The sequence below is a fragment of the Streptomyces sp. NPDC020362 genome (assembly GCF_040642095.1).
In the GTDB taxonomy this organism is placed as follows: Bacteria; Actinomycetota; Actinomycetes; order Streptomycetales; family Streptomycetaceae; genus Streptomyces.
Genome location: NZ_JBFAET010000027.1, coordinates 43,731 through 70,265, shown reverse-complemented (window position 1 = coordinate 70,265; position 26,535 = coordinate 43,731). Strand labels below are relative to the sequence as shown.

23 protein-coding genes are annotated in these 26,535 nt (G+C 73.0%); 21 read left to right on the top strand and 2 right to left on the bottom strand.

Translation table 11 applies throughout. The annotated features are described in order from the left end of the window. The first annotated feature begins 249 nt into the window (after positions 1-249). From AB0H32_RS13905 to AB0H32_RS13805, 21 genes are all read left to right on the top strand, one after another. Positions 250-1,524 (top strand): GAF domain-containing protein, encoded by a 1,275-nt coding sequence (locus AB0H32_RS13905; RefSeq protein WP_361119085.1) that lies wholly within the window; start codon positions 250-252, stop codon positions 1,522-1,524. 262 nt (positions 1,525-1,786) lie between these two features. Beyond that, positions 1,787-3,124, top strand: a complete 1,338-nt coding sequence (locus AB0H32_RS13900; RefSeq protein WP_361119083.1) for a hypothetical protein — start codon at positions 1,787-1,789, stop codon at positions 3,122-3,124. Between the two features lie 91 nt (positions 3,125-3,215). Then, complete coding sequence (locus AB0H32_RS13895) at positions 3,216-3,788, top strand: GNAT family N-acetyltransferase (protein WP_361119081.1); 573 nt, start codon at positions 3,216-3,218, stop codon at positions 3,786-3,788. A 127-nt stretch (positions 3,789-3,915) separates the two neighbouring features. Then, a complete protein-coding gene (locus tag AB0H32_RS13890; RefSeq protein WP_309486338.1) occupies positions 3,916-3,999 on the top strand; it encodes a putative leader peptide in 84 nt (27 codons plus the stop codon). Positions 4,000-4,123: 124 nt separating this feature from the next. Next, entirely contained in the window at positions 4,124-5,821 is a 1,698-nt protein-coding gene (locus AB0H32_RS13885; RefSeq protein ID WP_361119079.1) for a nitrite/sulfite reductase, read from the top strand. Then, positions 5,818-6,000, top strand: a complete 183-nt coding sequence (locus AB0H32_RS13880) for a hypothetical protein (RefSeq protein ID WP_361119077.1) — start codon at positions 5,818-5,820, stop codon at positions 5,998-6,000. Before AB0H32_RS13885 ends, AB0H32_RS13880 begins: the two co-directional genes overlap by 4 nt. Continuing rightward, entirely contained in the window at positions 5,997-6,716 is a 720-nt protein-coding gene (locus AB0H32_RS13875) for a phosphoadenylyl-sulfate reductase (RefSeq protein WP_361119075.1), read from the top strand. The genes AB0H32_RS13880 and AB0H32_RS13875 overlap by 4 nt, the downstream gene beginning before the upstream one ends. A gap of 26 nt (positions 6,717-6,742) precedes the next feature. Beyond that, positions 6,743-7,279, top strand: coding sequence for an adenylyl-sulfate kinase (gene cysC, locus AB0H32_RS13870; RefSeq protein ID WP_361119093.1), 537 nt, complete (start codon positions 6,743-6,745; stop codon positions 7,277-7,279). Then, entirely contained in the window at positions 7,276-8,220 is a 945-nt protein-coding gene (gene cysD, locus AB0H32_RS13865) for a sulfate adenylyltransferase subunit CysD (RefSeq protein ID WP_361119073.1), read from the top strand. The genes cysC and cysD overlap by 4 nt, the downstream gene beginning before the upstream one ends. A 2-nt stretch (positions 8,221-8,222) precedes the next feature. Next, positions 8,223-9,557 (top strand): GTP-binding protein, encoded by a 1,335-nt coding sequence (locus tag AB0H32_RS13860; protein WP_361119071.1) that lies wholly within the window; start codon positions 8,223-8,225, stop codon positions 9,555-9,557. 231 nt (positions 9,558-9,788) lie between these two features. Further along, a complete protein-coding gene (locus tag AB0H32_RS13855; protein WP_361119069.1) occupies positions 9,789-10,901 on the top strand; it encodes an aliphatic sulfonate ABC transporter substrate-binding protein in 1,113 nt (370 codons plus the stop codon). 36 nt (positions 10,902-10,937) lie between these two features. Beyond that, entirely contained in the window at positions 10,938-11,717 is a 780-nt protein-coding gene (locus tag AB0H32_RS13850; protein WP_361119067.1) for an ABC transporter ATP-binding protein, read from the top strand. Continuing rightward, positions 11,704-12,588 (top strand): ABC transporter permease, encoded by an 885-nt coding sequence (locus tag AB0H32_RS13845; protein ID WP_361119065.1) that lies wholly within the window; start codon positions 11,704-11,706, stop codon positions 12,586-12,588. The genes AB0H32_RS13850 and AB0H32_RS13845 overlap by 14 nt, the downstream gene beginning before the upstream one ends. Before the next feature lie 8 nt (positions 12,589-12,596). Beyond that, positions 12,597-13,343 carry a sirohydrochlorin chelatase gene (locus tag AB0H32_RS13840; protein WP_361119063.1) on the top strand — a complete coding sequence of 249 codons (747 nt, stop codon included), beginning with the start codon at positions 12,597-12,599 and terminating at the stop codon, positions 13,341-13,343. 123 nt (positions 13,344-13,466) lie between these two features. After that, complete coding sequence (locus AB0H32_RS13835) at positions 13,467-15,728, top strand: hypothetical protein (RefSeq protein ID WP_361119061.1); 2,262 nt, start codon at positions 13,467-13,469, stop codon at positions 15,726-15,728. A 3-nt stretch (positions 15,729-15,731) separates the two neighbouring features. Continuing rightward, entirely contained in the window at positions 15,732-16,970 is a 1,239-nt protein-coding gene (locus AB0H32_RS13830; RefSeq protein WP_361119059.1) for a hypothetical protein, read from the top strand. Further along, on the top strand, positions 16,967-19,612 hold the full coding sequence (locus AB0H32_RS13825) for a GTPase-associated protein 1-related protein (protein WP_361119057.1): 2,646 nt from the start codon (positions 16,967-16,969) through the stop codon (positions 19,610-19,612). Before AB0H32_RS13830 ends, AB0H32_RS13825 begins: the two co-directional genes overlap by 4 nt. Next, on the top strand, positions 19,609-21,273 hold the full coding sequence (locus AB0H32_RS13820; protein ID WP_361119055.1) for a hypothetical protein: 1,665 nt from the start codon (positions 19,609-19,611) through the stop codon (positions 21,271-21,273). Before AB0H32_RS13825 ends, AB0H32_RS13820 begins: the two co-directional genes overlap by 4 nt. 182 nt (positions 21,274-21,455) lie before the next feature. Next, on the top strand, positions 21,456-22,130 hold the full coding sequence (locus AB0H32_RS13815; protein ID WP_361119091.1) for a tellurium resistance protein: 675 nt from the start codon (positions 21,456-21,458) through the stop codon (positions 22,128-22,130). Continuing rightward, positions 22,124-23,107 (top strand): PP2C family serine/threonine-protein phosphatase, encoded by a 984-nt coding sequence (locus AB0H32_RS13810; RefSeq protein ID WP_361119053.1) that lies wholly within the window; start codon positions 22,124-22,126, stop codon positions 23,105-23,107. The genes AB0H32_RS13815 and AB0H32_RS13810 overlap by 7 nt, the downstream gene beginning before the upstream one ends. Continuing rightward, positions 23,058-24,395, top strand: coding sequence for a protein kinase (locus AB0H32_RS13805; protein ID WP_361119051.1), 1,338 nt, complete (start codon positions 23,058-23,060; stop codon positions 24,393-24,395). The genes AB0H32_RS13810 and AB0H32_RS13805 overlap by 50 nt, the downstream gene beginning before the upstream one ends. Positions 24,396-24,434: 39 nt before the next feature. On the opposite strand, the gene AB0H32_RS13800 is transcribed toward AB0H32_RS13805, so the two are convergent. Both AB0H32_RS13800 and AB0H32_RS13795 read right to left on the bottom strand, forming a co-directional pair. Continuing rightward, on the bottom strand, positions 24,435-24,758 hold the full coding sequence (locus tag AB0H32_RS13800; RefSeq protein ID WP_361119049.1) for a hypothetical protein: 324 nt from the start codon (positions 24,756-24,758) through the stop codon (positions 24,435-24,437). A 45-nt stretch (positions 24,759-24,803) separates the two neighbouring features. Beyond that, on the bottom strand, positions 24,804-26,324 hold the full coding sequence (locus AB0H32_RS13795; protein ID WP_361119047.1) for a hypothetical protein: 1,521 nt from the start codon (positions 26,322-26,324) through the stop codon (positions 24,804-24,806). Positions 26,325-26,535: the final 211 nt, after the last annotated feature.

Genomic DNA, 26,535 nt, shown 5'->3' with positions numbered 1-26,535 from the left:
TGGGGCCCGTTGGAGGCCACGAACGCCGCCCGGAGGCGGCGTTCGTGGCCAAGTCTCAGCCACCGTCGCGCGGTTCACCAGGGTTGCAGGGGGTTGCAACTTGTTGGTGTCTGTGCGCGGAGTGTGTGCCTCCGGCATGGTCAGGGCGGCAGTATGAGAGACACAGCCGGACCGGAAACCGCCGCCGGAACGGCTTGACAAATGTGTTCGATGCCCTTTCCCGGGAGGACCCCAGTGGTGAACCCGCCGATGAACGTGGCGCGACTGGTCGCCGTGGACGCGGCGCAGGCGGCGCGGGTGCTGAGCGAGGTACGCGAGGCCACACTCGCGGGACAACGTGCGCGGATCGCACCCCGGCCGGTGATCGAGCAGTCCTGGGGACGGATGCTGCGCAGTGGGGTCGACCCCGACCACGACTTCAGGTCCCAGCCCCTGTCCCTGGACGAAGTGCGGCGCAGACGGGAGGAGTCACCGCTCCGGCACATCCTGCCGGTGCTGCGCGAAGGTCTGCTTTCGGTCGCGGACGTGGCCCAGCACATCATGGTCGTCGCGGACGCCGAGGGACGTGTGCTGTGGCGGGAGGGTTCGGCTCAGGTCCTGCGCAAGGCCGACAGCCTGGGGTTCCTGCTCGGCGCCGACTGGCGCGAAGACGTCGTCGGCACCAACGGCGTGGGCACCCCGGCGGTGGTGCGGCGGCCCGTGCAGGTCTTCGCCGCCGAGCACTTCGTCCGCTCGCACGCCTCCTGGACCTGCACGGGCGCCCCGATCACCGATCCCCGGGACGGCCGGCTCATCGGAGTGGTGGACGTGAGCGGCCCGCTGGAGACCATGCATCCGGCGACCCTCGCCTGGGTGGACTCGGTCGCCAAGCTCGCCGAGGCCCGGCTGCGCGAGCTGCACCTGGCCTCGCTGGAGCGGCTGCGCACGATGGCTGCGCCCGTGCTGGCCCGGCTGGACGGACGGGCACTGGCGGTGGACCGGGACGGCTGGGCGGCCGCCGTGACCGGGATGCCCTATGTACGGCGTGTCACGCTGCCCAAGTCGCTGACGCCGGGGCGCCGGTGGCTGCCCGGGCTCGGCTCGTGCGCGGTGGAGCCGCTGGCCGGGGGCTGGCTGCTGCGGGCGGCCGAGGACGCACCGCCGTCCGGCGTCACCCGGATCACGCTGGACCTGAGCAGGCCGTCCCGCAGTTCGGTGACCGTGGCCGCCGCCGCGGGCTCCTGGTCCCGGGAACTCAGTCCCCGGCATGCGGAGTTGCTGTATCTGCTCGCCGAGCACCGCTCCGGGCGCGGGGCGGCGGGCCTCGCCGAGGACCTGTTCGGGGATCCCTCCAGGACCGTGACCGTAAGGGCAGAAATGTCCAGAATTCGACGGTACCTCGGGGATCTTCTGCAACACCGGCCGTATCGTTTCTGCGAGGACGTGGAGGTCGAGGTGCTGCCGCCCGGCGACCCCCGTGACCTGCTGCCCCAGTCGACGGCACCGGCGGTGGCCCGGCGACGGGCGGCGCCAGGGACCGGCTGACGGGGACGAGCCGACACCCCCTAACGAGGCACGGGCACATCGGTGACGCCCATGGGTGCACCAACTGTCCCGTGCGGGTGGGTTCCAGGTCATTACGGGGTCTTGGCCCCGCGCCACCCCTCACTGCCGTAGCATCGCTACGGGCCTCCCCATCTGCTTCTCCGTCAACCCGCGGAGCACCAGGCGCAGTTGGCCCGCTCCGGTGCGCGAGCGAGCCGAAGGGGCGCGCCGGAGGCGAAGGAGCCCTGACAGAGGGGACGAGATGAAGCATCGCGGCAGACACCGCCGGCGCAGACGGGGCGCGGCCCTGCGTGCGGTCCTGGCCGGGACCGCGCTGGCTCTCACCGCAGCCGCCACCCTGATCAGCGCCTCGCAGGCCGGGGTCGCCGAGAACCCCGGCGCCCTCAAGCCACTGACCTCCCGGGCGGACACCGGCCCACTGCGGCTCCAGGAGCACCTGGTGCCCGCCCCCACGCTGAACCGGCTCGCCGCCTCCATGGGCCGCCCGGTCGGCGTGGACGCCGTACTGAAGGACGCCGACCGCACCCTGCGCGACGGCGGCGACTGCTCTGCCGGGGACCGCGCGACCCTGCCCGTCACCCCGGCCGCCGCCCGCGGCTACTGCTGGGACCGGGCCGATGCGGCCGCCACCGCCTGGCGGCCGGCCTCGGTGACCACCTCCGGGGACGCCGACGACGACGGTGTCTGGGGCACCCACCGGGTGGTCCTCACCGGCTGGACGCACAGCACCACCACGGGACCCGCCGCCGAGCGGGGCCTTGCCAGGGTCGCCTTCGTCGACGCCGACCGCCCCGGCCGCCCCGCCTACCGCTGGGTGCTCCTCGTGGTGCCCGTCGACGGCGGCCGCGACTACCGGGGCCTCGCCTCCCGTATCTCCGGCATGGTCTGGTACCAGGACAAGCTGCTGGTCACGACCACGACCGGTAGCGCCGACGCGCTCTACGTCTACGACCTCGACCGCATCCAGCGCACCACGGCGGACGGACCCGCGATCGGCCGGGTGCCCGGCGGCTGGTCCGCCGACGGCTACCGGTACGTGATGCCCGCCGTCGGCTCCTACCGCTTCTCCGCCGGCCGCTGCACCCCGTCGGGCCCGCCCTGCCCCGGCGCCCTCTCCCTGGACCGCGGCACCGCGCCCGACAGTCTCGTCGCCGGCGAGTGGACCGCCCCCGGCAGCGGCGGCCGGCACGCCCGGCTGTGGCGGTACGCATTCAGTACGGACCCGGCGCGCAGCGGCCTGCTCGCCACCGACGCCGCCGGGCGGGCCGAAGCGGTCGAGGCCTACCGGACGCGGACGGCCGGCATCCGGGGCGTGCTGTCGTACCGGCGGGCGGGGGCGGCAGGTCCGTCCTGGTATGTGGGACGGGTGTCCAGTTCCGCGGACGGCCATGGCGGGCTGTGGCGACAGGACACGAAGGGCGCGGCGGCGGCCCGCTGCGGCTCGGACGCCTCGCACCACTGCTGGGCGGCGGCCCCGGGCTCCCTGGCGTACTGGCAGGCGACGGGCGAGGTGTGGTCCCTGTCGGACCGGATGCTGTTCGCGGTGCCCCTGGCCGCGCTGGACCGGTCACTGGGGTAGCCCCGGGCCCGGCCGAGGCACCGGCCCCCGTGCCCCGCGGGGTGACCGGGACGATCGACAGACGGCCGGGCGGGATGATTCCCTGGCCCGCATGAGCAGCATCCCCGTCACCACCTGGTCCCTGGAACTGACCTCGCCGGCCGACCTCCTGCCGGCCTCAGCCCCCGAGGGCGACGTGCCGATCGTCCGTGCCGAGGTCCCCTCCCCGGAGTTCAGCCGCTTTCTGTACACCTCGGTCGGCGGCGACATCCGCTGGACCGACCGCCTCGGCTGGAGCCACGCCCGATGGCTGGAGCACCTGGACCGCCCCGGGGTGGAGACATGGGTGGCGTACGACCGCGGTACCCCCGCCGGCTACGTCGAGCTGGACCCGCAGGACGACGGTGTGGTCGAGATCGCCCACTTCGGCCTGGTCCCCGCCTTCCGCGGCCGCCGGATCGGCGGCCACCTGCTGGCGTACGGCGCCGCCCGCGCCTGGGACCTGGCCGAGCGGTGGCCCGAGCGGACGCCGACGAAGCGGGTGTGGCTGCACACGTGCAGCAAGGACGGCGAGTTCGCGATGGACAACTACCTGCGGCGGGGCTTCAAGCTGTTCGACACGAAGGTCGAGGAGGAGGCCGAGGTGCCCGCGCCCGGTCCCTGGCCCGGGGCATACCCCGCCTGACCTGTCGGGACAAGCCGTCCCGCGCCGCATGTGACCGACGACACCCTTGTCCCACATTCCGGGACAAGGGTGTCCGCATGATGGACGAAGCTGGACTGTGTCCAGATCCCCGTGACACGCTTCCGCCATGTCTGGAACTGGAATTGCCTTGGTGAGTCGGCGGCACGTCGACCTCGGCCGCATGTCCAGCGCCATCTGTCCGGCGAGCTGACAGCACCAGCACCGCCGACTTTCCCGTACCTGATTCCTGCTGCGCAACGATGCGCGCATTCCTCCGTGCGCGCATATGCGCAGGTCAGAGACTCGCTTTCCGCCTGTCCGAAGGACGTACAAGCATGGCCGCCACCCCGCAGAATCCCGCCGCGTCCGCGCCCCGCCGCAAGGTGAGCCGTCACCGCGGCGAGGGGCAGTGGGCCGTAGGTCACTTCACGCCGCTGAACGGCAACGAGCAGTTCAAGAAGGACGACGACGGTCTCAATGTGCGGACACGCATTGAGACGATCTACTCCAAGCGCGGCTTCGACTCGATCGACCCCAACGACCTGCGTGGCCGGATGCGCTGGTGGGGGCTGTACACCCAGCGCAAGCCCGGGATCGACGGCGGCAAGACCGCGATCCTGGAGCCCGAGGAGCTGGACGACGAGTACTTCATGCTGCGGGTGCGCATCGACGGCGGGCGGCTGTCGACCGAGCAGCTGCGGGTGATCGGCGAGATCTCGCAGGAGTTCGCGCGCGGCACCGCGGACATCACCGACCGGCAGAACATCCAGCTGCACTGGATCCGGATCGAGGACGTGCCCACGATCTGGGACCGGCTGGAGGCGGTCGGCCTGTCCACCACCGAGGCATGCGGTGACACGCCCCGCGTGATCCTCGGTTCCCCGGTCGCCGGCATCGCCGCGGACGAGATCATCGACGGCACTCCGGCCGTCGAGGAGATCCACCGCCGGATCGTCGGCAACAAGGCGTTCTCGAACCTGCCCCGCAAGTTCAAGTCCGCGGTCTCCGGTTCGCCGCTCCTGGACGTGGCGCACGAGATCAACGACGTCGCGTTCGTCGGTGTCGTCCACCCCGAGCACGGCCCCGGCTTCGACCTGTGGGTCGGCGGCGGCCTGTCCACCAACCCGAAGATCGGCGTCCGGCTCGGCGCCTGGGTCCCGCTGGACGAGGTCCCGGACGTCTACGAGGGCGTCATCTCGATCTTCCGCGACTACGGCTACCGGCGCCTGCGCACCCGCGCCAGGCTGAAGTTCCTGGTCGCCGACTGGGGCGCGGAGAAGTTCCGCCAGGTGCTGGAGGACGAGTACCTGCAGCGCAAGCTGGTCGACGGCCCCGCGCCCGCGCAGCCGGTGGAGCGCTGGCGCGACCACGTCGGTGTGCACCGGCAGCAGGACGGCCGGTTCTACGTCGGTTTCGCGCCACGCGTCGGCCGGGTCGACGGCACGCAGCTGGCCAAGATCGCCGATGTCGCGGAGGCGCACGGCTCGGGCCGGGTGCGCACCACCGTCGAGCAGAAGATGATCGTGCTGGACGTCGAGGAGGCGCAGGTCGAGTCCCTGGTGGCAGGGCTGGAGGCGCTGGATCTGACGGTCAGCCCGTCCCCGTTCCGGCGCGGCACGATGGCCTGCACCGGCATCGAGTTCTGCAAGCTCGCCATCGTGGAGACCAAGGCGCGCGGCATGTCGCTGATCGACGAGCTGGAGCGCCGCCTGCCGGACTTCGACGAGCCGATCACCATCAACCTCAACGGCTGCCCGAACGCCTGCGCCCGTATCCAGGTGGCGGACATCGGTCTCAAGGGCCAGCTGGTCCTCGACGACAAGGGCGAGCAGGTCGAGGGCTACCAGGTGCACCTGGGCGGCGCCCTCGGCCTGGAGGCGGGCTTCGGCCGCAAGGTCCGCGGTCTGAAGGTCACCTCCCAGGAGCTGCCCGACTACGTCGAGCGGGTCCTCAAGCGCTACCAGGCGGAGCGCGCGGACGGCGAGCGGTTCGCCACCTGGGCCGCGCGTGCCGACGAGGAGGCCCTGTCGTGAGCGAGCGGGCCGCACCTTTCCACTGCCCCTACTGCGGCGACGAGGACCTGCGTCCCAGCGAGCAGGGCCACGGCGCCTGGGAATGCGGGGCGTGCAACCGCGCATTCCGGCTGAAGTTCCTCGGGCTGCTCGCCCGGGGTCTCCAGCGAGCCGACAACGGAGGGGACGACGGGATATGACGACCACTCAGGAAGAGCGCACGAACGAGGAGTTGAAGCGGCTCGCCGAACAGGCGGGCCGTGATCTGGAGGACGCCCCGGCCCTGGGGATCCTCCAGTGGGCGGCGGACACGTTCGGCAGGCAGTTCTGCGTCACCTCCTCCATGGAGGACGCCGTGGTCGCCCATCTGGCCTCCCGTGTGCTGAAGGTCGAGGCTCCCGTGGATGTGATCTTCCTCGACACCGGCTACCACTTCCCGGAGACCATCGGCACCCGGGACGCCGTCGCGGCCGTGATGGACGTCAACGTCATCACCCTCACGCCGAGGCAGTCGGTCGCGGAGCAGGACGCCGAGTACGGCCCGAAGCTGCACGACCGCGACCCCGACCTGTGCTGCGCGCTGCGCAAGGTCCGGCCCCTGGAAGAAGGGCTGAAGGGCTACCGGGCCTGGGCGACCGGCCTGCGCCGCGACGAGTCCCCGACCCGGGCGAACACCCCGGTCGTCGGCTGGGACGAGAAGCGGCAGAAGGTCAAGATCTCCCCGATAGCCCGCTGGACCCAGGACGACGTGGACGCCTACGTCGCCGAACACGGCGTGCTCACCAACCCGCTGCTGATGGACGGCTACGCCTCCGTCGGCTGCGCCCCGTGCACCCGCCGGGTCCTGGAGGGCGAGGACGCGCGCGCCGGCCGCTGGGCGGGCCGCGCCAAGACCGAGTGCGGGCTGCACGGATGACGACCTTCGACCAGCAGGAGAACCACGTGACCACCGGAGCCACCGTCTGGCTCACGGGTCTGCCGAGTGCCGGCAAGACCACCATCGCCCATGAGCTGGCCGGCCGGCTGCGCGCCGAGGGCCGGCGCGTCGAGGTGCTCGACGGCGACGAGATCCGCGAGTTCCTCTCGGCGGGCCTCGGCTTTTCCCGCGAGGACCGGGACACCAACGTGCAGCGCATCGGCTTCGTCGCCGAGCTGCTGGCCCGCAACGGCGTCACGGCGCTGGTCCCGGTGATCGCGCCCTACGCGGCCAGCCGGGACGCGGTGCGGGGGCGCCACGAGGAGAACGACACGGCGTACGTCGAGGTGCATGTGGCCACCCCCGTCGAGGTGTGCTCCGTGCGCGACGTGAAGGGCCTGTACGCCAAGCAGGCCGCGGGCGAGCTGACGGGGCTGACCGGGGTCGACGACCCGTACGAGGAGCCCGCGTCGCCGGATCTGCGGATCGAGTCCCACAACCAGACGGTGCAGGAGTCCGCGGCGTCGCTGTACGCCGTGCTCAGCGAAAGGGGACTGGCATGACGACCGTCGTTTCCGTGCACGAAGGCCACGAGGACGCAGACAGCCCGTACGCCCTCTCGCACCTGGACGCGCTGGAGTCCGAGGCGGTGCACATCTTCCGTGAGGTGGCGGGAGAGTTCGAGAACCCGGTGATCCTGTTCTCCGGGGGCAAGGACTCGATCGTCATGCTGCATCTTGCGCTGAAGGCGTTCGCGCCGGCCGCGGTCCCGTTCTCGCTGCTTCATGTGGACACCGGACACAACTTTCCCGAGGTGCTGGAGTACCGGGACCGTGCGGTGGCCGCACATGGGCTGCGCCTCCATGTGGCCTCCGTGCAGGACTACATCGACCGGGGTGTGCTCAAGGAGCGTGCCGACGGGACCCGTAACCCGCTGCAGACGCTTCCGCTGACGGAGAAGATCCAGAGCGAGAGGTTCGACGCGGTGTTCGGCGGTGGCCGGCGCGACGAGGAGAAGGCCCGGGCGAAGGAGCGGGTGTTCTCGCTGCGGGACGAGTTCTCCCAGTGGGACCCGCGCCGCCAGCGCCCCGAGCTGTGGAACCTCTACAACGGCCGGCACGCCCCCGGTGAGCACGTCCGTGTCTTCCCGCTGTCGAACTGGACCGAGCTGGACGTGTGGCAGTACATCGCCCGTGAGGGCATCGAGCTGCCGCAGATCTACTTCGCTCACGAGCGTGAGGTGTTCCAGCGGGCCGGCATGTGGCTGACGGCGGGTGAGTGGGGCGGTCCGAAGGAGAGCGAGACCGTGGTCAGGCGCCTGGTCCGTTACCGGACCGTGGGTGACATGTCCTGCACGGGTGCCGTCGACTCCGACGCGACCACGCTGGACGCCGTCATCGCCGAGATCGCCGCGTCCCGGCTGACCGAGCGCGGTGCGACCCGTGCCGACGACAAGCTCTCCGAGGCCGCGATGGAAGACCGCAAGCGCGAGGGGTACTTCTAAGCATGAGCACGACCACGACCGAGGCGCTCTCGGCCACCACCCTGCTGCGGTTCGCCACCGCAGGCTCCGTGGACGACGGCAAGTCCACGCTCGTCGGGCGGCTGCTGCACGACTCCAAGTCGGTTCTCACCGACCAGCTGGAGGCAGTGGAGCGGGTGTCGGCGAGCCGCGGCCAGGACGGCCCCGACCTCGCGCTGCTCACCGACGGCCTGCGGGCCGAGCGGGAGCAGGGCATCACGATCGACGTGGCCTACCGCTACTTCGCCACACCGCGGCGCCGGTTCATCCTCGCCGACACGCCGGGCCATGTGCAGTACACCCGCAACATGGTCACGGGAGCCTCCACGGCCGAGCTGACGGTGGTCCTGGTCGACGCCCGCAACGGCGTGGTCGAGCAGACCCGCCGGCACGCGGCGATCGCCGCGCTGCTGCGGGTGCCGCACGTGGTGCTCGCCGTCAACAAGATGGACCTCGTCGAGTACCGGGAGTCCGTGTTCGCCGCGATCGCCGAGGAGTTCACGGCGTACGCGACGGAGCTGGGCGTGCCCGAGGTCACCGCGATCCCGATCTCGGCGCTCGCCGGTGACAACGTGGTGGAGCCGTCCGCGAACATGGACTGGTACGGCGGCCCGACCGTGCTGGAGCACCTGGAGACCGTCCCGGTCAGCCATGACCTGGCGCACTGCCACGCCCGGCTGCCGGTGCAGTACGTGATCCGGCCGCAGAGTGCCGAGCACCCGGACTACCGGGGCTATGCCGGCCAGATCGCGGCCGGTACGTTCCGGGTGGGCGACCCGGTCACCGTCCTGCCGTCCGGGCGTACGTCGACGGTCTCGGGCATCGACCTGCTCGGTGAGCCGGTCGACGTGGCCTGGACGACGCAGTCGGTGACGGTGCTGCTGGCGGACGACATCGACGTCTCGCGCGGTGATCTGATCGTGCCGACGAAGGACGCCCCGGCCACCACGCAGGACGTGGAGGCGACCGTCTGCCACGTCGCCGACCAGCCGCTGACGGTCGGGCACCGGGTGCTGCTCAAGCACGGCACCCGCACGGTGAAGGCGATCGTCAAGGACATCCCGTCCCGGCTCACGCTCGACGACCTGTCCCTGCACCCGCACCCCGGGCAGCTCGTCGCCAACGACATCGGCCGGGTGAAGATCCGCACCGCGGAGCCGCTGCCGGTCGACTCCTACGCCGACTCGCGCCGCACCGGTTCCTTCATCCTGATCGACCCGAGCGACGGCACCACCCTCACCGCGGGCATGGTCGGCGAGTCGTTCGCGGCCCCCGAGCCGGTCAAGGACGGGACCGAGGACGACGGCTGGGACTTCTGACATGAACCAGACCGATTTCTACTCGACGTTCGCGAAGGAGGGCGGCCGCGTCGGCAGCGGCGCCCTCGGCAGCGGGCAGGGCGGAGTGGCGCGATGTGCGCGATGACGTACGCGCACTGCCTGCGCGCCCCGGCCCCCCACCCGACGTCCCGGAAGCGACGAAGACCTGCCGACCTCCCGGCCACGACCTGAAAGACCGTGACCGCCGGGCCAACGAGAGGAAAGCCTCCCGTGCCTGCCAACCGCTCATCGCTGCTCCGCCGCGGCATCGCCGCGCTCGCCGCACTCCCCCTGCTCACGCTGGCCGCCTGCAGCTACGGGTCCGAGTCCAAGAACGACACCTCCGACGCCAAGATCGCCGCCGGGGCCAAGAAGATCGACGGCCTGGACTCCGTCAAGATCGGGTACTTCGGGAACCTCACCCACGGAACCGCGCTGGTCGGCAACCAGAAGGGCTTCTTCCAGAAGGAGCTGGGCGCCACCAAGGCCGACTACCAGCTCTTCAACGCGGGTCCCTCCGAGATCGAGGCGCTCAACTCCGGCTCCATCGACATCGGCTGGATCGGTCCCTCCCCGGCGATCAACGGCTACGCCAAGTCCGAAGGCAAGAACCTGCGCATCATCGGCGGTTCGGCGTCCGGCGGTGTGAAGCTGGTCGTGAACCCGAAGAAGATCACGTCGCTGAAGGACGTCAAGGGCAAGAAGATCGCCACGCCCCAGCTGGGCAACACGCAGGACGTGGCGTTCCTCAACTGGGTGGCCGAGCAGGGCTGGAAGGTCGACGCGCAGAGCGGCAAGGGCGACGTCTCCGTCGTCCGCACGGACAACAAGGTGACCCCGGACGCCTTCAAGTCCGGCTCCATCGACGGTGCCTGGGTGCCGGAGCCGACCGCGTCCAAGCTGGTCGCCGAGGGCGGCAAGGTGCTGCTGGACGAGTCCTCCCTGTGGCCGGACAAGAAGTTCGTGATCACGAACATCATCGTGCGCCAGAGCTTCCTGAAGGAGCACCCGAAGGCCGTGGAAGCGGTCCTGAAGGCGTCGGTCGAGACCAACAAGTGGATCAACGCCAACCCGGACGAGGCGAAGGCCGCCGCGAACAAGCAGCTGGCGACCGACTCGGGCAAGGCCCTGCCCGCCGATGTCCTGGACCCGGCCTGGAAGTCCATCCAGTTCACCGACGACCCGCTGGCGGGCACCCTCAACACCGAGGCGCAGCACGCGGTGAAGGCCGGTCTGCTGGAGAACCCGAAGCTGGACGCCATCTACGACCTCACCCTCCTGAACAAGGTCCTCAAGGCCGAGGGCGGCAGCACGGTCGGTGACGCCGGACTCGGCGTCAGTTAAGTCCCGTAGCCGATGAGTTCCCAGGAGGTGACGACCATGTCCACGACTTTCGCCAAGGCGGCCGAGACCGTCGAGCAGGCGGCACGCCTTGAGCACGTCTCCAAGTCCTTCGCAGGACCGGCCGGACAGCAGCTCGTGCTGGACGACATCAGCCTCGATGTCGCACCGGGCGAGTTCGTCACCCTCCTGGGGGCCTCGGGCTGCGGCAAGTCGACCCTGCTGAACCTGGTGGCGGGGCTCGACCGGCCCTCCGCCGGCAGCATCACGACCCAGGGGCGTCCGGCTCTGATGTTCCAGGAGCACGCCCTGTTCCCGTGGCTGACCGCGGGCAAGAACATCGAACTCGCCCTGAAGCTCGGCGGGGTTCCCAAGAGCGAGCGGCGCGGCCGCGCCGAGCAGCTGCTCGAACTGGTCCGGCTGCAGGGCTCGTACGGCAAGCGGGTGCACGAGCTGTCCGGCGGCATGCGCCAGCGCGTGGCCATGGCCCGGGCGCTCGCCCAGGACAGCCGGCTGCTGCTGATGGACGAGCCGTTCGCGGCACTGGACGCGATCACCCGCGACCTGCTGCACGACGAACTGACCCGGATCTGGGAGGAGACGGGCCTGTCGGTCCTCTTCGTCACGCACAACGTGCGCGAGGCGGTGCGGCTCGCGCAGCGGGTCGTCCTGCTGTCCTCCCGGCCCGGCCGGGTGGCCCGCGAATGGCAGGTGGACATACCGCAGCCGCGGCGCATCGAGGACGCGCCGGTCGCCGAACTGTCCCTGGAGATCACCGAAGTCCTGCGTGGGGAGATCCGCCGTCATGGCCAGCACTGAGACGAAGACCGCAACGGACGCGGGAAGCGTCGAGGCGGGCCTGGACGCGCTGGAGACCGCCGTCACCGGCCGTACGCCCCTGCGGCAGACGTTCGTCCACAAGATCCTGCCGCCGATCGTCGCCACCGTGGTGGTGCTGGCCGTGTGGCAGGCACTGATCTCCTTCAAGATCGTCGACGATCCGACCAAGCTGCCCTCCCCCGCCGACGTGGGCGCCGAGTTCAAGCGGGCCTGGCTCGAGGGCACGCTGCTCGACTACATCTGGACCAGCGTCTCGCGCGGTCTGCTGGGCTTCCTGTTCGCGCTGGCCATCGGCACCCCGCTGGGGCTGCTGGTGGCCCGGGTGAAGTTCCTGCGCGCCGCCATCGGCCCGGTCCTGTCCGGCCTGCAGTCGCTGCCGTCGGTGGCGTGGGTGCCGCCCGCGGTGATCTGGCTGGGCCTGAACAACTCGATGATGTACGCGGTGATCCTGCTCGGCGCGGTCCCGTCCATCGCCAACGGCCTGGTCTCCGGCATCGACCAGGTGCCGCCGCTGTTCCTGCGGGCGGGCCGCACGATGGGCGCGACCGGTCTGAAGGGCGCCTGGCACATCGTGCTGCCGGCCGCGCTGCCGGGCTATCTGGCCGGCCTGAAGCAGGGCTGGGCCTTCTCCTGGCGCTCGCTGATGGCCGCGGAGATCATCGCCTCCTCGCCCGACCTGGGCATCGGCCTGGGCGCGCTGCTGGAGAACGGCCGCAACGCCAGCTCCATGTCCATGGTGTTCGAGGCGATCTTCCTGATCCTGTTCGTCGGCATCGCCATCGACCTGCTGATCTTCAGTCCGCTGGAGCGGTGGGTGCTGCGCAGCCGCGGCCTGCTGGTGAAGGGCTGAGAACGGCCATGCGCGCTCCGGCTCTCCCCGTCCTCGTGGTGATCGCCCACGGCAGCCGCGATCCGCGGCACGCGGCGAGCGTGCACGCGCTCGTGGAGCGGGTGCGGTCGCTGCGGCCGGGGCTGCGCGTGGAGACCGGCTTCCTGGACTTCAACGTCCCCTCCGTGCAGGGCGTGCTCACGTCGCTGGCCGCGGAGGATGTGCGCGATGTCGTGGCCCTGCCGCTGCTGCTGACCCGCGCCTTCCATGCCAAGGCCGACATCCCGGCCGTCCTGCGCGACGCGCCGCCGCGACTGCGGATCCGGCAGGCAGACGTGCTCGGCCCGTCGCCGCTGCTGCTGTCGGCGCTGGAGCGGCGGCTGTACGAGGCGGGTCTGACGCCCGCCGACAAGTCCTCGACCGGGGTCGTGCTGGCCTCGGCGGGGTCCTCCGACCCGGAGGCGATCGCAGTGATCGCTGACATCGCGCGGGAGTGGTGGCACACCGGTTGGTGCGCCGTGCGGCCTGCGTTCGCCTCCGCATCCCTTCCCCGTACCGAGGACGCGGTACGGCAGCTGCGTGACCTCGGCTGTGAGCGGGTCGCGGTGGCACCGTACGTGCTGGCCCCCGGCTTTCTGCCGGACCGCATCGCGCGCGGCGCGGCCGGCGCGGACGTCCTGGCGGATGTGCTGGGCGCGGCGCCGGAGGTGGCGCGGGTGCTGCTGGAGCGGTACGACACGGCCCGTCTGCCGCTGCCCGCGGTGCTCGGCGCCTGAGCCCCGCCGGACCCGTCCGGTCGCCGTACGTCCCGACCTGCTCGGTTTCCCCGAAACCCCTACCTGGCCCCGCCCGGATCTGCTGGGATGGTTCCCCGAAGCACTATCGGGGGAGCAGTTCGCGTGGCCGGTCAGGAGTTCGGGCATCACCTGGGGCTGCCCAGGGCCCTGTCGGGTCTTCCGCTGAGCCCTCTCGTGCCCGGTTACGGTGCGCTCGCCGCCGCCCAGCACGCGGCCGGTCTGCGTCATCTCGGTGAGGTCCTCGGTGCCTCCCCCACGGGGTTACGGGTCCTGGACGGGCTGTACGTACCGGCGGGCCCGCGCGGCCGGCGCCGGGTGGACGGCGCTTTCCTCGACTCCCTCGCCCGGGGCGCGGATCCGGCGGCCGCGCTCGCGGCCCGGATGGCCGCACTGCACCGCAGCGATCCGCAGGCCCTGCGCCGAGTCGTCCTCTACCAGCTGATAGGCCTGCTGCAGGATCGCCCCGCCGGTCAACGTGCCCGTGCTGCCGCCGAGTTGGGGGTGCATGCCGACGAGGTGGCGGGCCTGGTGGCGGCCGCGCGGCTGCGGCCCGCCCTGGACCGGCGCGGGCGCGACGCCGCCGAGTCCCTGGCCGACACCCGGGAGCGGCAGCGGCTGCACCGCCTGCGGGCGCTGCTCGACCGGCTGCCGGCCGGCGGCGGGGATCCGGCGCTGGCCGCGCTGCGCACCGAACTGGCCGAACGGCTCGACATGGTGGACGACGCCCTGCGGTCCGCGCGACGCGCCGAGGAGCGCGGCGACCGGGACGCCGCGAGCAGCGCGTATCTGACGGCCCTCGGCGAGGCCGCCGACGACCGGCGCGCCCTGGGCGGGCTGGTCCGCATCCACCGGCCCGGCCCCGGCAGCCGCCCCCTGCTGGATGCCGCACTCCGCCCCGACCACATGGAGTTGACCTGGCAGGACCCGGACGGCACCCCGGGCGACTGGCGGCTGCTGCGACTGCAGCGCACGGGGGGCGGCAGGCCTGCCGTGCGGAGCGTGTCCGGCGCGGACCCCACTCCGGCCGGGACCGTCCGGGACACGGAGGCCGCGCTCGGCTCGACCGTCCGCTACGCCGCCCTCCCCCTGCGCGACGGGCGGGTGGCGGGGCCGCCCCTGGTGTCGCGGCGACTGCTCGTCGCCCCGGAGGCGGGACGTGTGACGCTGACCGACGGGCCCGGCCGCATCGACGCCGGCTGGCAGCGGCCGGCGGGCGCCGAGGAGGTGACGGTCGAGCACACCGGGCCGGAGGGCGGCACCGGGCAAACGAAGCTCCGTTCCGACACCGGGCAACCAGAGCTCCGTTCCGACACCGGCCAGACGGAGCTTCGTTCCGACGGGTTCACGGTCACCGGCCTGCCGGCCGGTGACCACACCTTCCGCATCGTGTGCCACTACCGGGCGCCCGACGGCAGCCGCGTCGCCTCCCCGGGCATCGGCGTGACCGGTACCGTCCATCCCTGGCCCGAGCCCGTGCACACCCTGACCGCCCGGCCCGAGGGCGGCTCCTTGCGGTTCGCGTGGACGGGCGGGCGGGACGCCGAGGTCCGGCTGGTGGTCTGGCCCGGCCGGGCGCCCGCGCCGGGCACCGAGCTGCGCACCGGTCAGCTGCCGCCCCGGCCGGACTGGCCCGAGCGGGCGGGCGCCCTGCTCCCTCCGCCCGGCACGCAGGCCGAGGTCACCGCGGTGGCCGTGCTCGGTGCGCGGGCGCTGGCCGGTCCGGGCGTCACCGTGGAGGCCGTCCACGCCGTGCCCGGGCTCGCCGCCCACCGGCTACCGGACGGGCAGGCCCAGGTCACCCTGGACTGGCCCGAGGACGCGGGGCACCTCGTGGTCACCTGGGAGGCCCTCGACGGCGAGGTGGCCGCCGGGGAGCGGACGCTCACCGCGCACGCCTACCGGCGCAGCGGACTGCGCCTGCCCGTCGGCCCGGGCGCCGTGCGCATCCGGGCGGCGACCGTGCCCCGGGTGCCCGGCGCCGTCGTCGTGGTCCCCGACGCGGCCGAGGCACTGCTGCCGCCGGACGCCGCCGTCAGCTACCACCTGGTGCGCGCGCCCCGGCGGCTGCTGGGCCGGGGCCGCGCCCTGCTGCGGGTCACCCTGTCCGCGTCCGGGGTGCTCGGGGACGTACCGGAGTTCGTGTGCGTCGCGCGCAGCGGGACCCTCCGCCCGCGCAGCGCCGCCGACGGCACGACCGTACTGCGGATACCCGGGCCCGACCTGGCCCGGCACGGGACCGTCGAACAGGAGCTGCCGGCCTCCCCCTGCCCGGCCCCCTATACGCTGCGCGGCTTCCTGCTCGGGGAGCACGCGGCCCTGGTGCGACTCGAAGAACCCTCCCTCGCCAGCCTGGTGGTGCGCTGAGCCATGACGACCGTGATCTGTCCCTACTGCTTCGACCGCGCGCCGGCGGCGAAGCTGCCCTACCGCTGTCAGATGACCCCGAGCGGTGTGCGCGGCAGCGCGCCCTGCGGGCCCGAACGCGACGACGCCTGGGCCGGTTTCATGGGTCCCAGTGTGCCCCCGGCGGCCCGGATGCGCGGCCCGCTGTTCGCCCCTGCGCGCAAGGTCGCCGGGCTCGGCGGGGGCAGCAGCGTGCCCTGCCCGAAATGCGGGGTGCCCACACCGGTACGGGCGTGCCGGTCCTGCCACAGCGATCTGCCCAGCGACTACTGCGACCAGGACAGCCGGATCATCGCGCTGGTCGGCGCGAAGGCCTCCGGCAAGAGCACCTATGTGTCCGTGCTGGTCAACGAGTTGAACCACCGTGTGGGGCAGGCCTATCACGCCTCGCTGGCGGCGATGGGGCAGAGCACCCAGCAACGCGACAAGGAGATGGCCGAGGACCTGTACGAGCGGCTGCGGCTGCCGGACGCCACCCGGCCGGCCGCCCTCGGCTTCAACGACCCGCTGCTGTACCGGCTCAGCCTGCCCCGCAAGTCTCTGCTGGGCGGCTCGGGGACCCGGCACACCACGCTGGTCTTCTTCGACGCGGCCGGCGAGGACCTCGCGGGCGCCGAGGCGATGAACCGCTACACCCGCTACCTCGGCGCCGCCGACGGGATCATCCTGCTCGTCGATCCGCTCCAGCTCGGCTCCGTGCGGGACCGGCTGCCGGTGCACGAGGGGCCGCCGCTGCCCGTGGTGGAGACCTCGCCGCAGCAGATCGCCGCCGACCTGGCGGCCCAGCTGCGCGCCCACGGCAGGGGGAAGGCGCGCGGACGCGTGTCCACGCCGATCGCGGTGGCCGTCACCAAGACGGACATGCTCGGACCGCTCCTCGACCCGCACTCCCCGCTGCTGCGCAACGCGGCGCACAGCGCCGGCCGCCACGACGCCGAGGACCGGCTCGCCGTGCACGAGGAACTCCGGTCCCTGCTGAACGACTGGGACTCCGGCGCGCTCTTGCGTCAACTCGAGCTGGATTTCGCCGAGTTGTCGTTCTTCGGGCTCTCCGCGCTCGGGGCGCCGCCACCGGCGAGCGCCCCGGCGGACGTACCGAAGTCGGGTCCGCAGCCGGTCCGGGTGGAGGATCCGCTGCTGTGGCTGCTGTCGCGGCGCGGGCTGCTGCCCGTGCGCGCGGCGGGGAAGGGGCGTGCCCAGTGAGCCTCGCCCAGCTGCACTACACCTCGGCGCCGCCCGGGCCGGACGGGTCCGGGTTCCGCTTCACCGCGGTCAGCCCCGGCGTGCCGCCCACGCTGCTGCGGGAGGCCGAGCAGCTCATCGGGTACGAGCCCCCGCGCGACCTCGCGGCCCGCCCGGACGCCGAACAGCTCAAGAGCTTCCCGAAGGCGTTCGGCTTCAGCGAACTGTCCGACGGCGGCATGCTGCTGAGCCGCTCGGTGTACACCGGCGCCGACTACAGCGGGCGGTGGGGCAACTTCCACGCCCATGCCTTCCATCTGCCGCCCGGCGTACGGCTGCCGGACGGGGCGCTGCCCATCACGGCGTGGGAGTCGCCGCGCTGGACCGATGCCACGCCCGCGGGCGGACGGCCCGAGCCCGTCGAACGGTTCGAGCCGTCCGGTCTGCTGCGCCGGGACGGCCTCGTGGCCTTCGCCCGGTCCCGCGCGGACCGGCTGGCCGCCTTCTTCGCGGACCTGCGGGCCCTGACCGAGGGCACGGACACCCGGCAGATCGTGCTCGTGGAACACGACAGCGCCGACGTCGCCCAGTGGATCGCGCTCGCCTGCACCGTGCTGGCGCGCGAGCAGGCGCACCGGCTGACCTTCACCACGTACACCCGCCGTCCGCAGCAGGCCCGCCAGCAGATCGTCGGGGCGCTGCCGTCCTCCGAGCCGGCCGGCCACGACCACCGGTTCCGGGTGCACGACTGCACCGCCCGCGCGGACACCGGGCCCGTCGAGGACGCGTGGGCCGACGTGTGCGCGAGGATCTGGGGCGCGGGGCGGCCCGAGCTGTTCCGCGACGGCTCCGGCGAGCTGGGCCCGCTCGCCGTGGCCGCGCTCGTCGACGGCATCGAGCTGCGGGCCGACGGGCGGGCGGCGGCGGCCCGCTGGGCCGCCGACCACGCGTTCACGCTGCCCGAGGAGTCGCTGACCGCGCTGGTCGCCGCGCTGGCGGGCGAGGCCGGTGAGCCGCGTGCCGACGCCGGCGCCCCCGGCGGACGGGAGGCGCGCCACAGCCCCGCCGGCACGCCCCTGGACGATGAACCGCCCGCACTGGCAGCCCTGTTGACACGGCTGGACGGGCAGGTGCCCACCGTCGTGTCGGCGCCGCTGGCCGCGCGGGTGCTGGCCTCGGCGGTGCGCGCCCGGGGCCCGGTCCCGTCGGTGGGCGCCGGCTCCCTGACGCCCGCGATCCGCGCCGAGCTGGCCCGCGATCTCGCACCGGACCTGCGCCAGGGCATCGCCGACGCCACCGAACCGGCCGCCGGCCGTCCGCTGGCCCTGCTGCGCGTCGCCGATCTGCTCGATGTGGACTGCACGGAGGTGCTTCCGGAGTTCGCGGGCCGCGCCGCCCGTGACCTGGTGAGCGGCCGGGCGACGGGCCCGGCCGCGGCGGAGGGCACCGCGCAGGCGGGTCCCGACGCGGGAACCGTGCACCCCGGCCGGAGCACCACCGCGGGGGACGGCGGCGCGCGCCCCGGAGATCCTGCGCGCTCCGCGGCCGACGGCCGCCCCGGCGACGGGAGCTGTCCCGTCGCCCTCCTCGACGCCGTCCACGGCCATCCCGCCCTGCGCACCGCCCTGTTCGGGGCGCTGGACGCGCTCGCGGCCGCCAACCCGCCCGGGGTCGCCGGGCGGCTCGCGGGGTCCGGGCTGCCGGTCTGGCTCGACTCCGGCTTCCCGCATCTGCGGATGTGCGTCCAGGCCGAGGGGAGGGACCGGCCCGGCGGTGACCGGCTGGGGCGCTTCCACGAGGTGCTGCGCACCGCCGGGGTCTCACCGCACGCCGAACCCGCCGTCCTGTGCACCGCCTTCCACCTGGTGTGGCCGGACGGTCTGCCCACCGGGGAGGAGGCGAGCCTGCTCCTCGACGAGCTGGGCTCGGACGCCCACCGGGTGGCCGGCACCCGGGATCTGCTGGTCGAGTCCGCGCTCGCCGCCCCGGCCGACGACCCCGCCGTACCGGAGCTCGCCACCCGCCTGCTGACCGGCTTCCCCACCGAGCTGCGCCCCGCCCACCGCGGGCCGCTGCTCCTGCTGGAGTTCGCCGGGCAGCTGGGCACCGAGGCCGAGGGCGAGGGCTGGGCGAACCGGGTGCTGGACCTGCGCGACGGCGCCGCCGAGGCCGTGCCGGAGCCGGTGACCCGGCGGGCCTGCGACGCCGTGGCGCGGCGGCTGCTCGCCTCTCCGGCGCCCGAGAGCGAGCTGTACGCGCTGGCCCGCTCGGGCGATCCGGCGCTGCTTTCGGCGTACGAGCGGCTGGCGCGCTCGGACCGGGTCGGTGACCGGCTGCGCACCGTCCCGTCGTACGTCGCGGCCTGCTTCTGCGACTGGAGCGCCTACCCGCAGACGCACACGGCCTGGGACGAGATGCGCACGACGCTGCTGACCAAGGTGCTGCGGCCCGTCGTGCGGGCGCTGCCCGCCGAGGACCTGGCCGAGGTCGAGGAGGCACTGCGCCGCACCGGCCGGGGCCGCCTGGACGCCTACCGCGCATGGAACCGCCCCGGGGCGCTGGGCAGGCTCGCGGGCCGCCTGACCGGGCGCGGGCGGCGCGAGGACCGGCAGACGGCCTGGTACGGCGATGTGGAGTCGCCGGGCGAGGAGGGTCGCCGATGAGGGCGGGCACGGACGACAGTGTCGAAGTGCTGGTGCTCCTGGCCCTGTTCGGGTGGGCCGGGGTGGTCGCCGCCGCGGTGTGCGGGTGCCGCGCGCTGTGGGAGTTCCTCTGGCGCGGCACACGGGCTGTGTGGCGGGGGCTCGGGCCCTGGCAGGCGGGCCGGACGGATCCGCGCCTGGCCGGGGTCGGCGGCGGGGAGCCCGCACATCCGGCCTACTGGTGGCGGCAGTCGTGGGCGGACGCCCTGTCCGCCGGGCGCGCCGGGCTTCGGGCCCTGTGGTCGGCGTTCACCGGCCGGTGGCTCCACCGGATCGTCAAGAACCTGTTCCTCGGGCGCCGGCCGTCGGGCCGCCCCGGCTCGATGCCGCTGACCCGGTTCCTGCTGGCCGTGCTCGTCGCGCCCGGAACCGCCGCGGGCGCGCTGGCCGGCGCCGTGCTGGCCACGGTGCTGCTCGGCTGGGGGCTGGTGGTGTTCGCCCTGCTGCTGGCCGTGGTGTGGCTGGGCTGGGCCGCCGCCGTGCCGGTGCTGCGCGGGCTGGAGCGCGGCTGGACGCTGGTGCGTGGCATCCGTGTCAGGTGCCCGCATCCCGGCTGCTACGCGCCCGTCCCGCTGGCCCTGTACCGCTGTCCCGGCTGCCGGGTGCACCACGCCGCATTGCGGCCGGGGCGTTACGGCGTGCTGGGGCACGTGTGCCGGTGCGGGCACCGGCTGCCGGCCGCCCGGCTCGCGGGCCGCGGGAAGCTGACCGCGCTGTGCCCGCACTGCGAGCAGTTCCTGCCGCGGGCGGCCGGCACCATGCGGGTGGTGCACACGCCCCTGGTCGGCGGAACCTCGTCGGGCAAGACGATGCTGATGGCGGCCATGGTCGACGGACTGCACGCCTGGGCCCGGCAGGGCGAACTGAGCGTCGAGTACGCCACCGTCGACGACCGGCGCACCCAGACCGGGCTGACCCAGGAGCTGAACCGCACCGGCTGGGCGCACGCCACGACCGGCGGCCCGCCGCGCGCCCTGATGCTGACGGTGGCCCGGGGCCGCAGGCGCCGGCTGCTGTACCTGTACGACCCGATGGGCGAATCGGTGAGCGACGCAGAACGGGTGCGCGCCCAGCGGTACCTGGCGCACACGGACGGAGTGGTCCTGGTCGCCGACGTGCTGGCCGACCCCAAGGTCCGCGGACTGCTGAGCCCCGCGGACGGCGACCGGGCGGACCGGGCCCGCCCCTCGTCGCAGGGGCCGTGGGAGACGTACCAGCGGCTCACCGGGGAGCTGGCGGCGCTCACCGGCCGGCGGTCCCGGATGTCCGTGGCGACCGTGGTGACCAAGCGGGACGTGCTGGACCAGCTGGCCTCGTTGCCGGTGCCCGGTGCGGACATCGGCGAGTGGCTCACCGGCATCGGTCTCGGCGGGCTGGTGCGCGCCCTCGGACACGACTTCGGGGCGGCCCGCTACTGGGCGGTCAGTGCCCACGCGGCCACCGGCACCGGGCCGCTGGAGAGCGAACAGCGCCGGGCCGCCGAGCCGGTGCTGTGGCTGCTCGCGGCCTCGGGCCTGCGCACCGGATCGCTCACCGGGTCCGGCGGCGGCCCGGCGAGCCGGCTGCTCCGTCCCCGGCGGCGCCCGGACGAGGCCACGGAAGGGAGGTTCAGCAAGGCATGAGCCAGGTCACCCCCTCGGTCTCCCGTGCCCGGCGGGCTCTCGCGGCCCTGTTCGTGACCGCCCTGGTGCTGGCGGTGGCCGCACTCGGCTACGGCGTACGGCTGCTGCTCTGATTCGACCCGATCCCGAACCCACCTCCACCGGAAAGGAAACACGGCGTGAGCGACATTCCCGGCGGGCCCATGGCCAACCGGCCGGTCCACTTCATCTGGCTTCTCGACTGCTCGTACTCGATGCAGGGCGAGAAGATCGCGAAGCTCAACTACGCGATCAGAGAGGCCGTTCCGGAGATGCGGTCGGTGGCGCACGACAACCCCGCGGCCCAGCTGCTGCTGCGGACGGTCACCTTCTCCAGCACCGCCCGGTGGCACCACCAGGCCCCGGTCCCGGTCGACGACTTCACCTGGCAGGACGTGCAGGTCGACGGCATGACCAATCTCGGCGAGGCGCTGCATCTGGTGGCGCGGGAGCTGCAGACCCCGCCGATGCCGCAGCGGGCGCTGAAGCCGGTGCTCGCGCTGGTGTCGGACGGGGTTCCCACCGACGACTGGAAGGCGGGCCTGAAGGCCGTCGACGCCACCCCGTGGGGCCGCAAGGCGGTACGGGTCGCCATCGCGATCGGCGCGGACGCGGACCGCGGAGTCCTCCAGGAGTTCCTCGCCAACCCGGAACTGCAGCCCCTGGACGCCAACAGCCCCAAGCAACTGGCCGCCGCCATCCGGTGGGCGTCCACCGCTGCCGTCAAGGCGGCCTCCCAGCCGGTCGCGGGCGGTGACAGCGCCGGTCCGGGCGTGACCATGGCGAAGCAGCCGTACGCACCGCCGGTGCTGGACGACGACGATGACGACGTGTGGTGACGCTCGGGGTGCGGCGATGGGAGACGCTGGCCGACAGCGTCCAGGGTGTCAACAAGCGGCGCAACCAGGACTGGTACGACTGTCTGGGCACCGGGTCCGGTGACGACCCGCTGGTCCTCGCCGTGGCCGACGGGCACGGCTCGGCGGTGCACGCGCGCAGCGAGCTGGGCGCGCGGTTCGCCGTGGACCGGTTCGTGTCACTGGCCGCCCGCTTCGGCCGGGCGGCGCACGACTGCCACGAGCCGGGGCGGCTCGCGCGCCTGATGACGTACGCGCGGGACGACTTCCCGCGCGCCCTGGTCCACGAGTGGCGGCAGGCGGCGCTCGGCCACTGGGACCGGCACCGTCCGGTCGTCGAGGAGGCCTCCCGGGAGCCGGCGCCCGAGGAGAAGCTCGTGCTGTACGGCACGACGCTGATCGGTGCCGTGCTCACCCCGTGGCTGTTCGTGGCCTGGCAGCTCGGCGACGGGGATCTCGCGGTGGTGGAACACGACGGCACGCTGAGCCGGCCGCTCGCACCCGCCGAGGAGGAACTGGGCGACGAGACGGAATCGCTGTGCGGGCGCGAGGCCTGGCGGTCGGTGCGGATGCACTGGGCGCCGCTGTTCGAGGAGGCACGCACCCCACGCCTGGTGGTGCTCTCCACGGACGGGCTGTCCAAGAGCTTCGCGGCGGCGGACGGGTACCGGGAGTTCGTCGCGGGGATGGCCGGGCGGCTGGCCGAGGAGGGCGGCCCGGGCGTGCGCACGGTGCTGCCCGAGTGGCTGGCCCAGGCCTCGCGCTACTCCGGTGACGACACGACGCTGGCGGCGGCGGTGCACTGCGCGCAGGACGCTCCGGAGCCGGACGAGGTGACGGTGGACGACGAGTCCTCCGCGGCGGCCGGCGGTGCCGCCGCGGGGGGAAGAACGGGAGACGGAGACGTAGATGAGCGGCATGCTCGATGGCGGGACGCGCCTCGCGGCGGAGAACGGTGACGAGGTCGAGATCGTCGACTTCCTGGGCGCTGGCGGCCAGGGGGAGGTGTACCGGGTCCGCACACCGGACGGGGAGCGGGCCCTGAAGTGGTACTACCCGACCTGTGCGACGGGCGAACAGGAGCAGATCGTGCGGGAGTTGGTCGCGCGGGAGTTCGCCGACGACCGGTTCCTGTGGCCCGGAGCGTACGTGCCCGCGCACCGCGGCTCGTTCGGCTATCTGATGGGGTTGCGGCCGGACCGCTACAAGGGCCTTCCGGCGCTGTTCCGGCGGCAGTTGCGCACCAGCCCGCGCGCGCTGCTGACGGCCTGTCTGTACACGGTGGAGGCCTACCAGGCGCTGCACTCGCGGGGCATCGCCTACCGGGACATCTCCTGGGGCAACATCTTCTTCGACCCGGCCACCGGTGACGTGCTGGTCTGCGACAACGACAACGCGGTGGTGGAGGGGGACGCCAGCGGCATCTCGGGGACCATGGAGTTCATGGCGCCGGAGCTGGTGCGCGGCGATCCGGGCGCACGCCCGGGCACCCAGTCCGACCTGCACTCCCTCGCCGTGCTGCTGTTCATGTTCCTGATGAACCATCACCCGCTGAAGGGCAAGCGGGAGCTGGGCATCCACTGCCTGGACGAGGCGGCCGAGCGCCGGCTGTACGGCAAGAGCCCGCTGTTCGTGTTCGACCCGGCGGACGACTCCAACGCGCCGGACCCGATGGAGCACGCAACCGTGCTGGCGACCTGGTCCGCGGCGGCCGGGACGCTGCAGGAGCTGTTCCGGCGCTCCTTCACGGCCGGGCTGCACGATCCTGCGGTCCGGGTCCGCGAGTCGGAGTGGCGCAATGCACTGCGGGCGGTGCTGGACTCGGTCGTGGAGTGCGCGTCCTGCGGGCGGCAGAACATGACCGAGCCGGGCGAGAACCCGCCGCCGCGGCACTGCTGGGGCTGCGGGGCGGTCCTGGTGCTGCCGCCCCGGCTGACGGTGACCACTCCCCCGCCGCGCACCGAGCACCACATCCGGCTGCGCCGGGGTGCCCGGATCCAGGCCCACCATCTGCTGCCGGAGCCCACACGGCACGACTGCTCGGACGCCGCGCTGGTGGCGGAGCTGGTCGAACACCCGGCCAAACCGGGCCGGTTCGGCTTCGCCAACCGCTCGCAGCAGACCTGGACGGGTACCCGCTCCGACGGCTCCGCGCAGAAGGTGGAGCCCGGTCAGACGGTGCCGCTCAGGTCCGGCCTGGAACTGGACCTCGGGGACGGGGTACGGGCGGTGGTACGGGCCAGGTGAGCGAAGGGCGGGGCCCCGTGGTGACGGGGCCCCGGCCGTCTACAGGCCCATGACGTGCATGAACTGCTGGACGAAGGCGAGGCTGCTGGTGCCGGCCGAGGCGCTGATGCTGATCGCCTCCAGGGCCGAGCGGATCCGGCCCCGGTTGGGCGGCCCGCCGTCCGCCTCGGACTCCGCCAGCGCGCCGCGGATGACGTCGCCGTGGTGCACGAGCCCCGGGTACTCGGCGCGCAGCGCCGCGAGGAGCCCCTCCGAGAGCTGGATGACGCCCTCCAGGTTCAGCCCGTGGGTGATGTCGATGCGGCCGTGATCGCCCATGTTGGCGGGGCCGTTGATGTTCCCGTGGAAGTTGTAGGTGCTCACTGTCGTGTCCTGACTCCTGGTCGGAGGGAGCGGTCGGGGTTGGGGCTACGGCGCGGGCGGGCCGGATCCCGCGGGTCCCGGGCCGCCCTGGGGTCCCTGGCCGCCGTGCGGCCCGGGGCCCTGCTGACCGCCCATGGTGATCCGGCCGTCGTTGCCGAAGATGCTGGGACCGCTGACGTTACCGATGTTGTAGGTCTGTGTGCTGATGACCTGAACGGCTTTGTCGTACGAGCTGGTGTCGACATTGTGGTCCTGCAGGAACCGTTCCGTGGCGACGAGCACGCCCTGCTGGAGCCGGAACAGGAAGTCCTGCGCGTCGGTGCGCTCGGTGTAGCCGGCCGCGTCCCACGCGCCCAGGTCCTGGCGCAGGCTGCCCTTGGCTCCGTAGTCGTGCAGCACGTGCTGCTTGGTGATCGCCCGGCGCAGCCGGGTCAGCGCGCGCTCGTGGTCGTGCTGCCAGCGGCGACGGGAGCGGAGCCGGCCGAGGGCGCCGCGCAGTTCCCGGCCCGTGTGCGAGGTGGCGTATCTGACGAGGTCCCACCAGCGTTCGCGGGGTGCCACCGGGAGGCGGTCCACCCGGTGGAAGCGGCCGTCCAGCGGCGGTATCGCATAGGCGGCGACCTCCCAGGTCAGGCTGGGCGGATGGAGGATCGCGCGCAGGTACATGGAGACGATCATCCGCCCGCCCTCGCCGATGCGTTCCAGGCAGAGGTGGGTGCGCATGCCCGCGCCCGGGTTCTGCAGCCCCGCCTGCACCAGGTGCTTGGGTAACCGGGCGTGCGGCCGGGCGGTGCGGTCGGACACCAGCTCGGGCAGGAAGGCGGCGTTGCTCCCGATGACGTAGAGCCTGTTCTGGGCCCTGAGGCCCTGGAGGCCGGAGATGCTCTCCATGTGCCGGGCCACGTAGGTGTGCAGGTCGACGGCGTCGAAGTCGCGCAGGGGGAGCTTGCCGCCGCCGGGGGCGTCGGCGGGCCTGCTGACGTCGATGGGCTGCCAGACCACCTCCTTGATCTTCGAGCCGCTGCCGACGAACGGCGTGGTCTGGGCGGCCGCGTCCGCGTACGGCAGGACGTTGGCGCGCTTCAGCTCGTTCAGCCAGGCCTCCGCCTCGGGCTCCACGGGCGGCGCCAACTGCTCGGGTTTCCCGGCCGAGAGATAGACCTCGCGGGCCGTGTCCCGGTCCGTGGACTCCTTCTGGTGGACCAGGGTCCAGGCGGCCGCGTACACCGCGAGTGGGCCGAAAATCGCCACCCATCCGAGTGAACCGTGTCCATTGACAAGCCCCCACAGGCCCGCCAGAACGGCCACGGGCACGACCGCCGCGAGGCCGGCCAGCCGTCGGTCCAGCGTCGCGCGGCGGCGGGTGGCCTTGCGTGCGTGCCGGGCGAGGGCCACGAAGTTGATGCCGAGACTCAGGCCCAGGGCGTCCAGCCGGTCTCCGGTGAGCGCCCGGTCCACGTACAGGGCGAAGGCGTCGTCGAGGTGCACCGAGGCACACAGACGCCGGGTCACCGAGTCCTTCCGGTACTGCGGCAGTGACGGCAGTGGTCTGCCCGGCGTGCTCATCCGTCCCCCTCAGGCCCGTTCCGCGCGCTTCACCCTAGGGACAACCTGGGGAGTTTGTCGCGGGGTTCCGGCGAGCCGGGGCCCCGCGGTCCGGCGCTCCCCTGTGACGTCGGACCGCGGTCGGCTCTTGCTACTGCGCCAGTTCCGGCACAGGTGTCACTGCCGCAGGACGACGCGCGCACCCGAGGGATGCTTATCAGCCAATCTTCGT

Bases quoted from the DNA above. Each gene is read 5' to 3' on its own strand.
- AB0H32_RS13890 (WP_309486338.1), top strand. From the start codon at position 3,916: ATGTCTGGAACTGGAATTGCCTTGGTGAGTCGGCGGCACGTCGACCTC.
- AB0H32_RS13885 (WP_361119079.1), top strand. From the start codon at position 4,124: ATGGCCGCCACCCCGCAGAATCCCGCCGCGTCCGCGCCCCGCCGCAAG.
- AB0H32_RS13805 (WP_361119051.1), top strand. From the start codon at position 23,058: ATGAGCGGCATGCTCGATGGCGGGACGCGCCTCGCGGCGGAGAACGGT.
- cysD (WP_361119073.1), top strand. From the start codon at position 7,276: ATGACGACCGTCGTTTCCGTGCACGAAGGCCACGAGGACGCAGACAGC.
- AB0H32_RS13830 (WP_361119059.1), top strand. From the start codon at position 15,732: ATGACGACCGTGATCTGTCCCTACTGCTTCGACCGCGCGCCGGCGGCG.
- AB0H32_RS13850 (WP_361119067.1), top strand. From the start codon at position 10,938: ATGTCCACGACTTTCGCCAAGGCGGCCGAGACCGTCGAGCAGGCGGCA.
- AB0H32_RS13860 (WP_361119071.1), top strand. From the start codon at position 8,223: ATGAGCACGACCACGACCGAGGCGCTCTCGGCCACCACCCTGCTGCGG.
- AB0H32_RS13845 (WP_361119065.1), top strand. From the start codon at position 11,704: ATGGCCAGCACTGAGACGAAGACCGCAACGGACGCGGGAAGCGTCGAG.
- AB0H32_RS13815 (WP_361119091.1), top strand. From the start codon at position 21,456: ATGGCCAACCGGCCGGTCCACTTCATCTGGCTTCTCGACTGCTCGTAC.
- AB0H32_RS13840 (WP_361119063.1), top strand. From the start codon at position 12,597: ATGCGCGCTCCGGCTCTCCCCGTCCTCGTGGTGATCGCCCACGGCAGC.
- AB0H32_RS13900 (WP_361119083.1), top strand. From the start codon at position 1,787: ATGAAGCATCGCGGCAGACACCGCCGGCGCAGACGGGGCGCGGCCCTG.
- AB0H32_RS13820 (WP_361119055.1), top strand. From the start codon at position 19,609: ATGAGGGCGGGCACGGACGACAGTGTCGAAGTGCTGGTGCTCCTGGCC.
- AB0H32_RS13795 (WP_361119047.1), bottom strand. From the start codon at position 26,324: ATGAGCACGCCGGGCAGACCACTGCCGTCACTGCCGCAGTACCGGAAG.
- AB0H32_RS13895 (WP_361119081.1), top strand. From the start codon at position 3,216: ATGAGCAGCATCCCCGTCACCACCTGGTCCCTGGAACTGACCTCGCCG.
- AB0H32_RS13875 (WP_361119075.1), top strand. From the start codon at position 5,997: ATGACGACCACTCAGGAAGAGCGCACGAACGAGGAGTTGAAGCGGCTC.
- AB0H32_RS13905 (WP_361119085.1), top strand. From the start codon at position 250: ATGAACGTGGCGCGACTGGTCGCCGTGGACGCGGCGCAGGCGGCGCGG.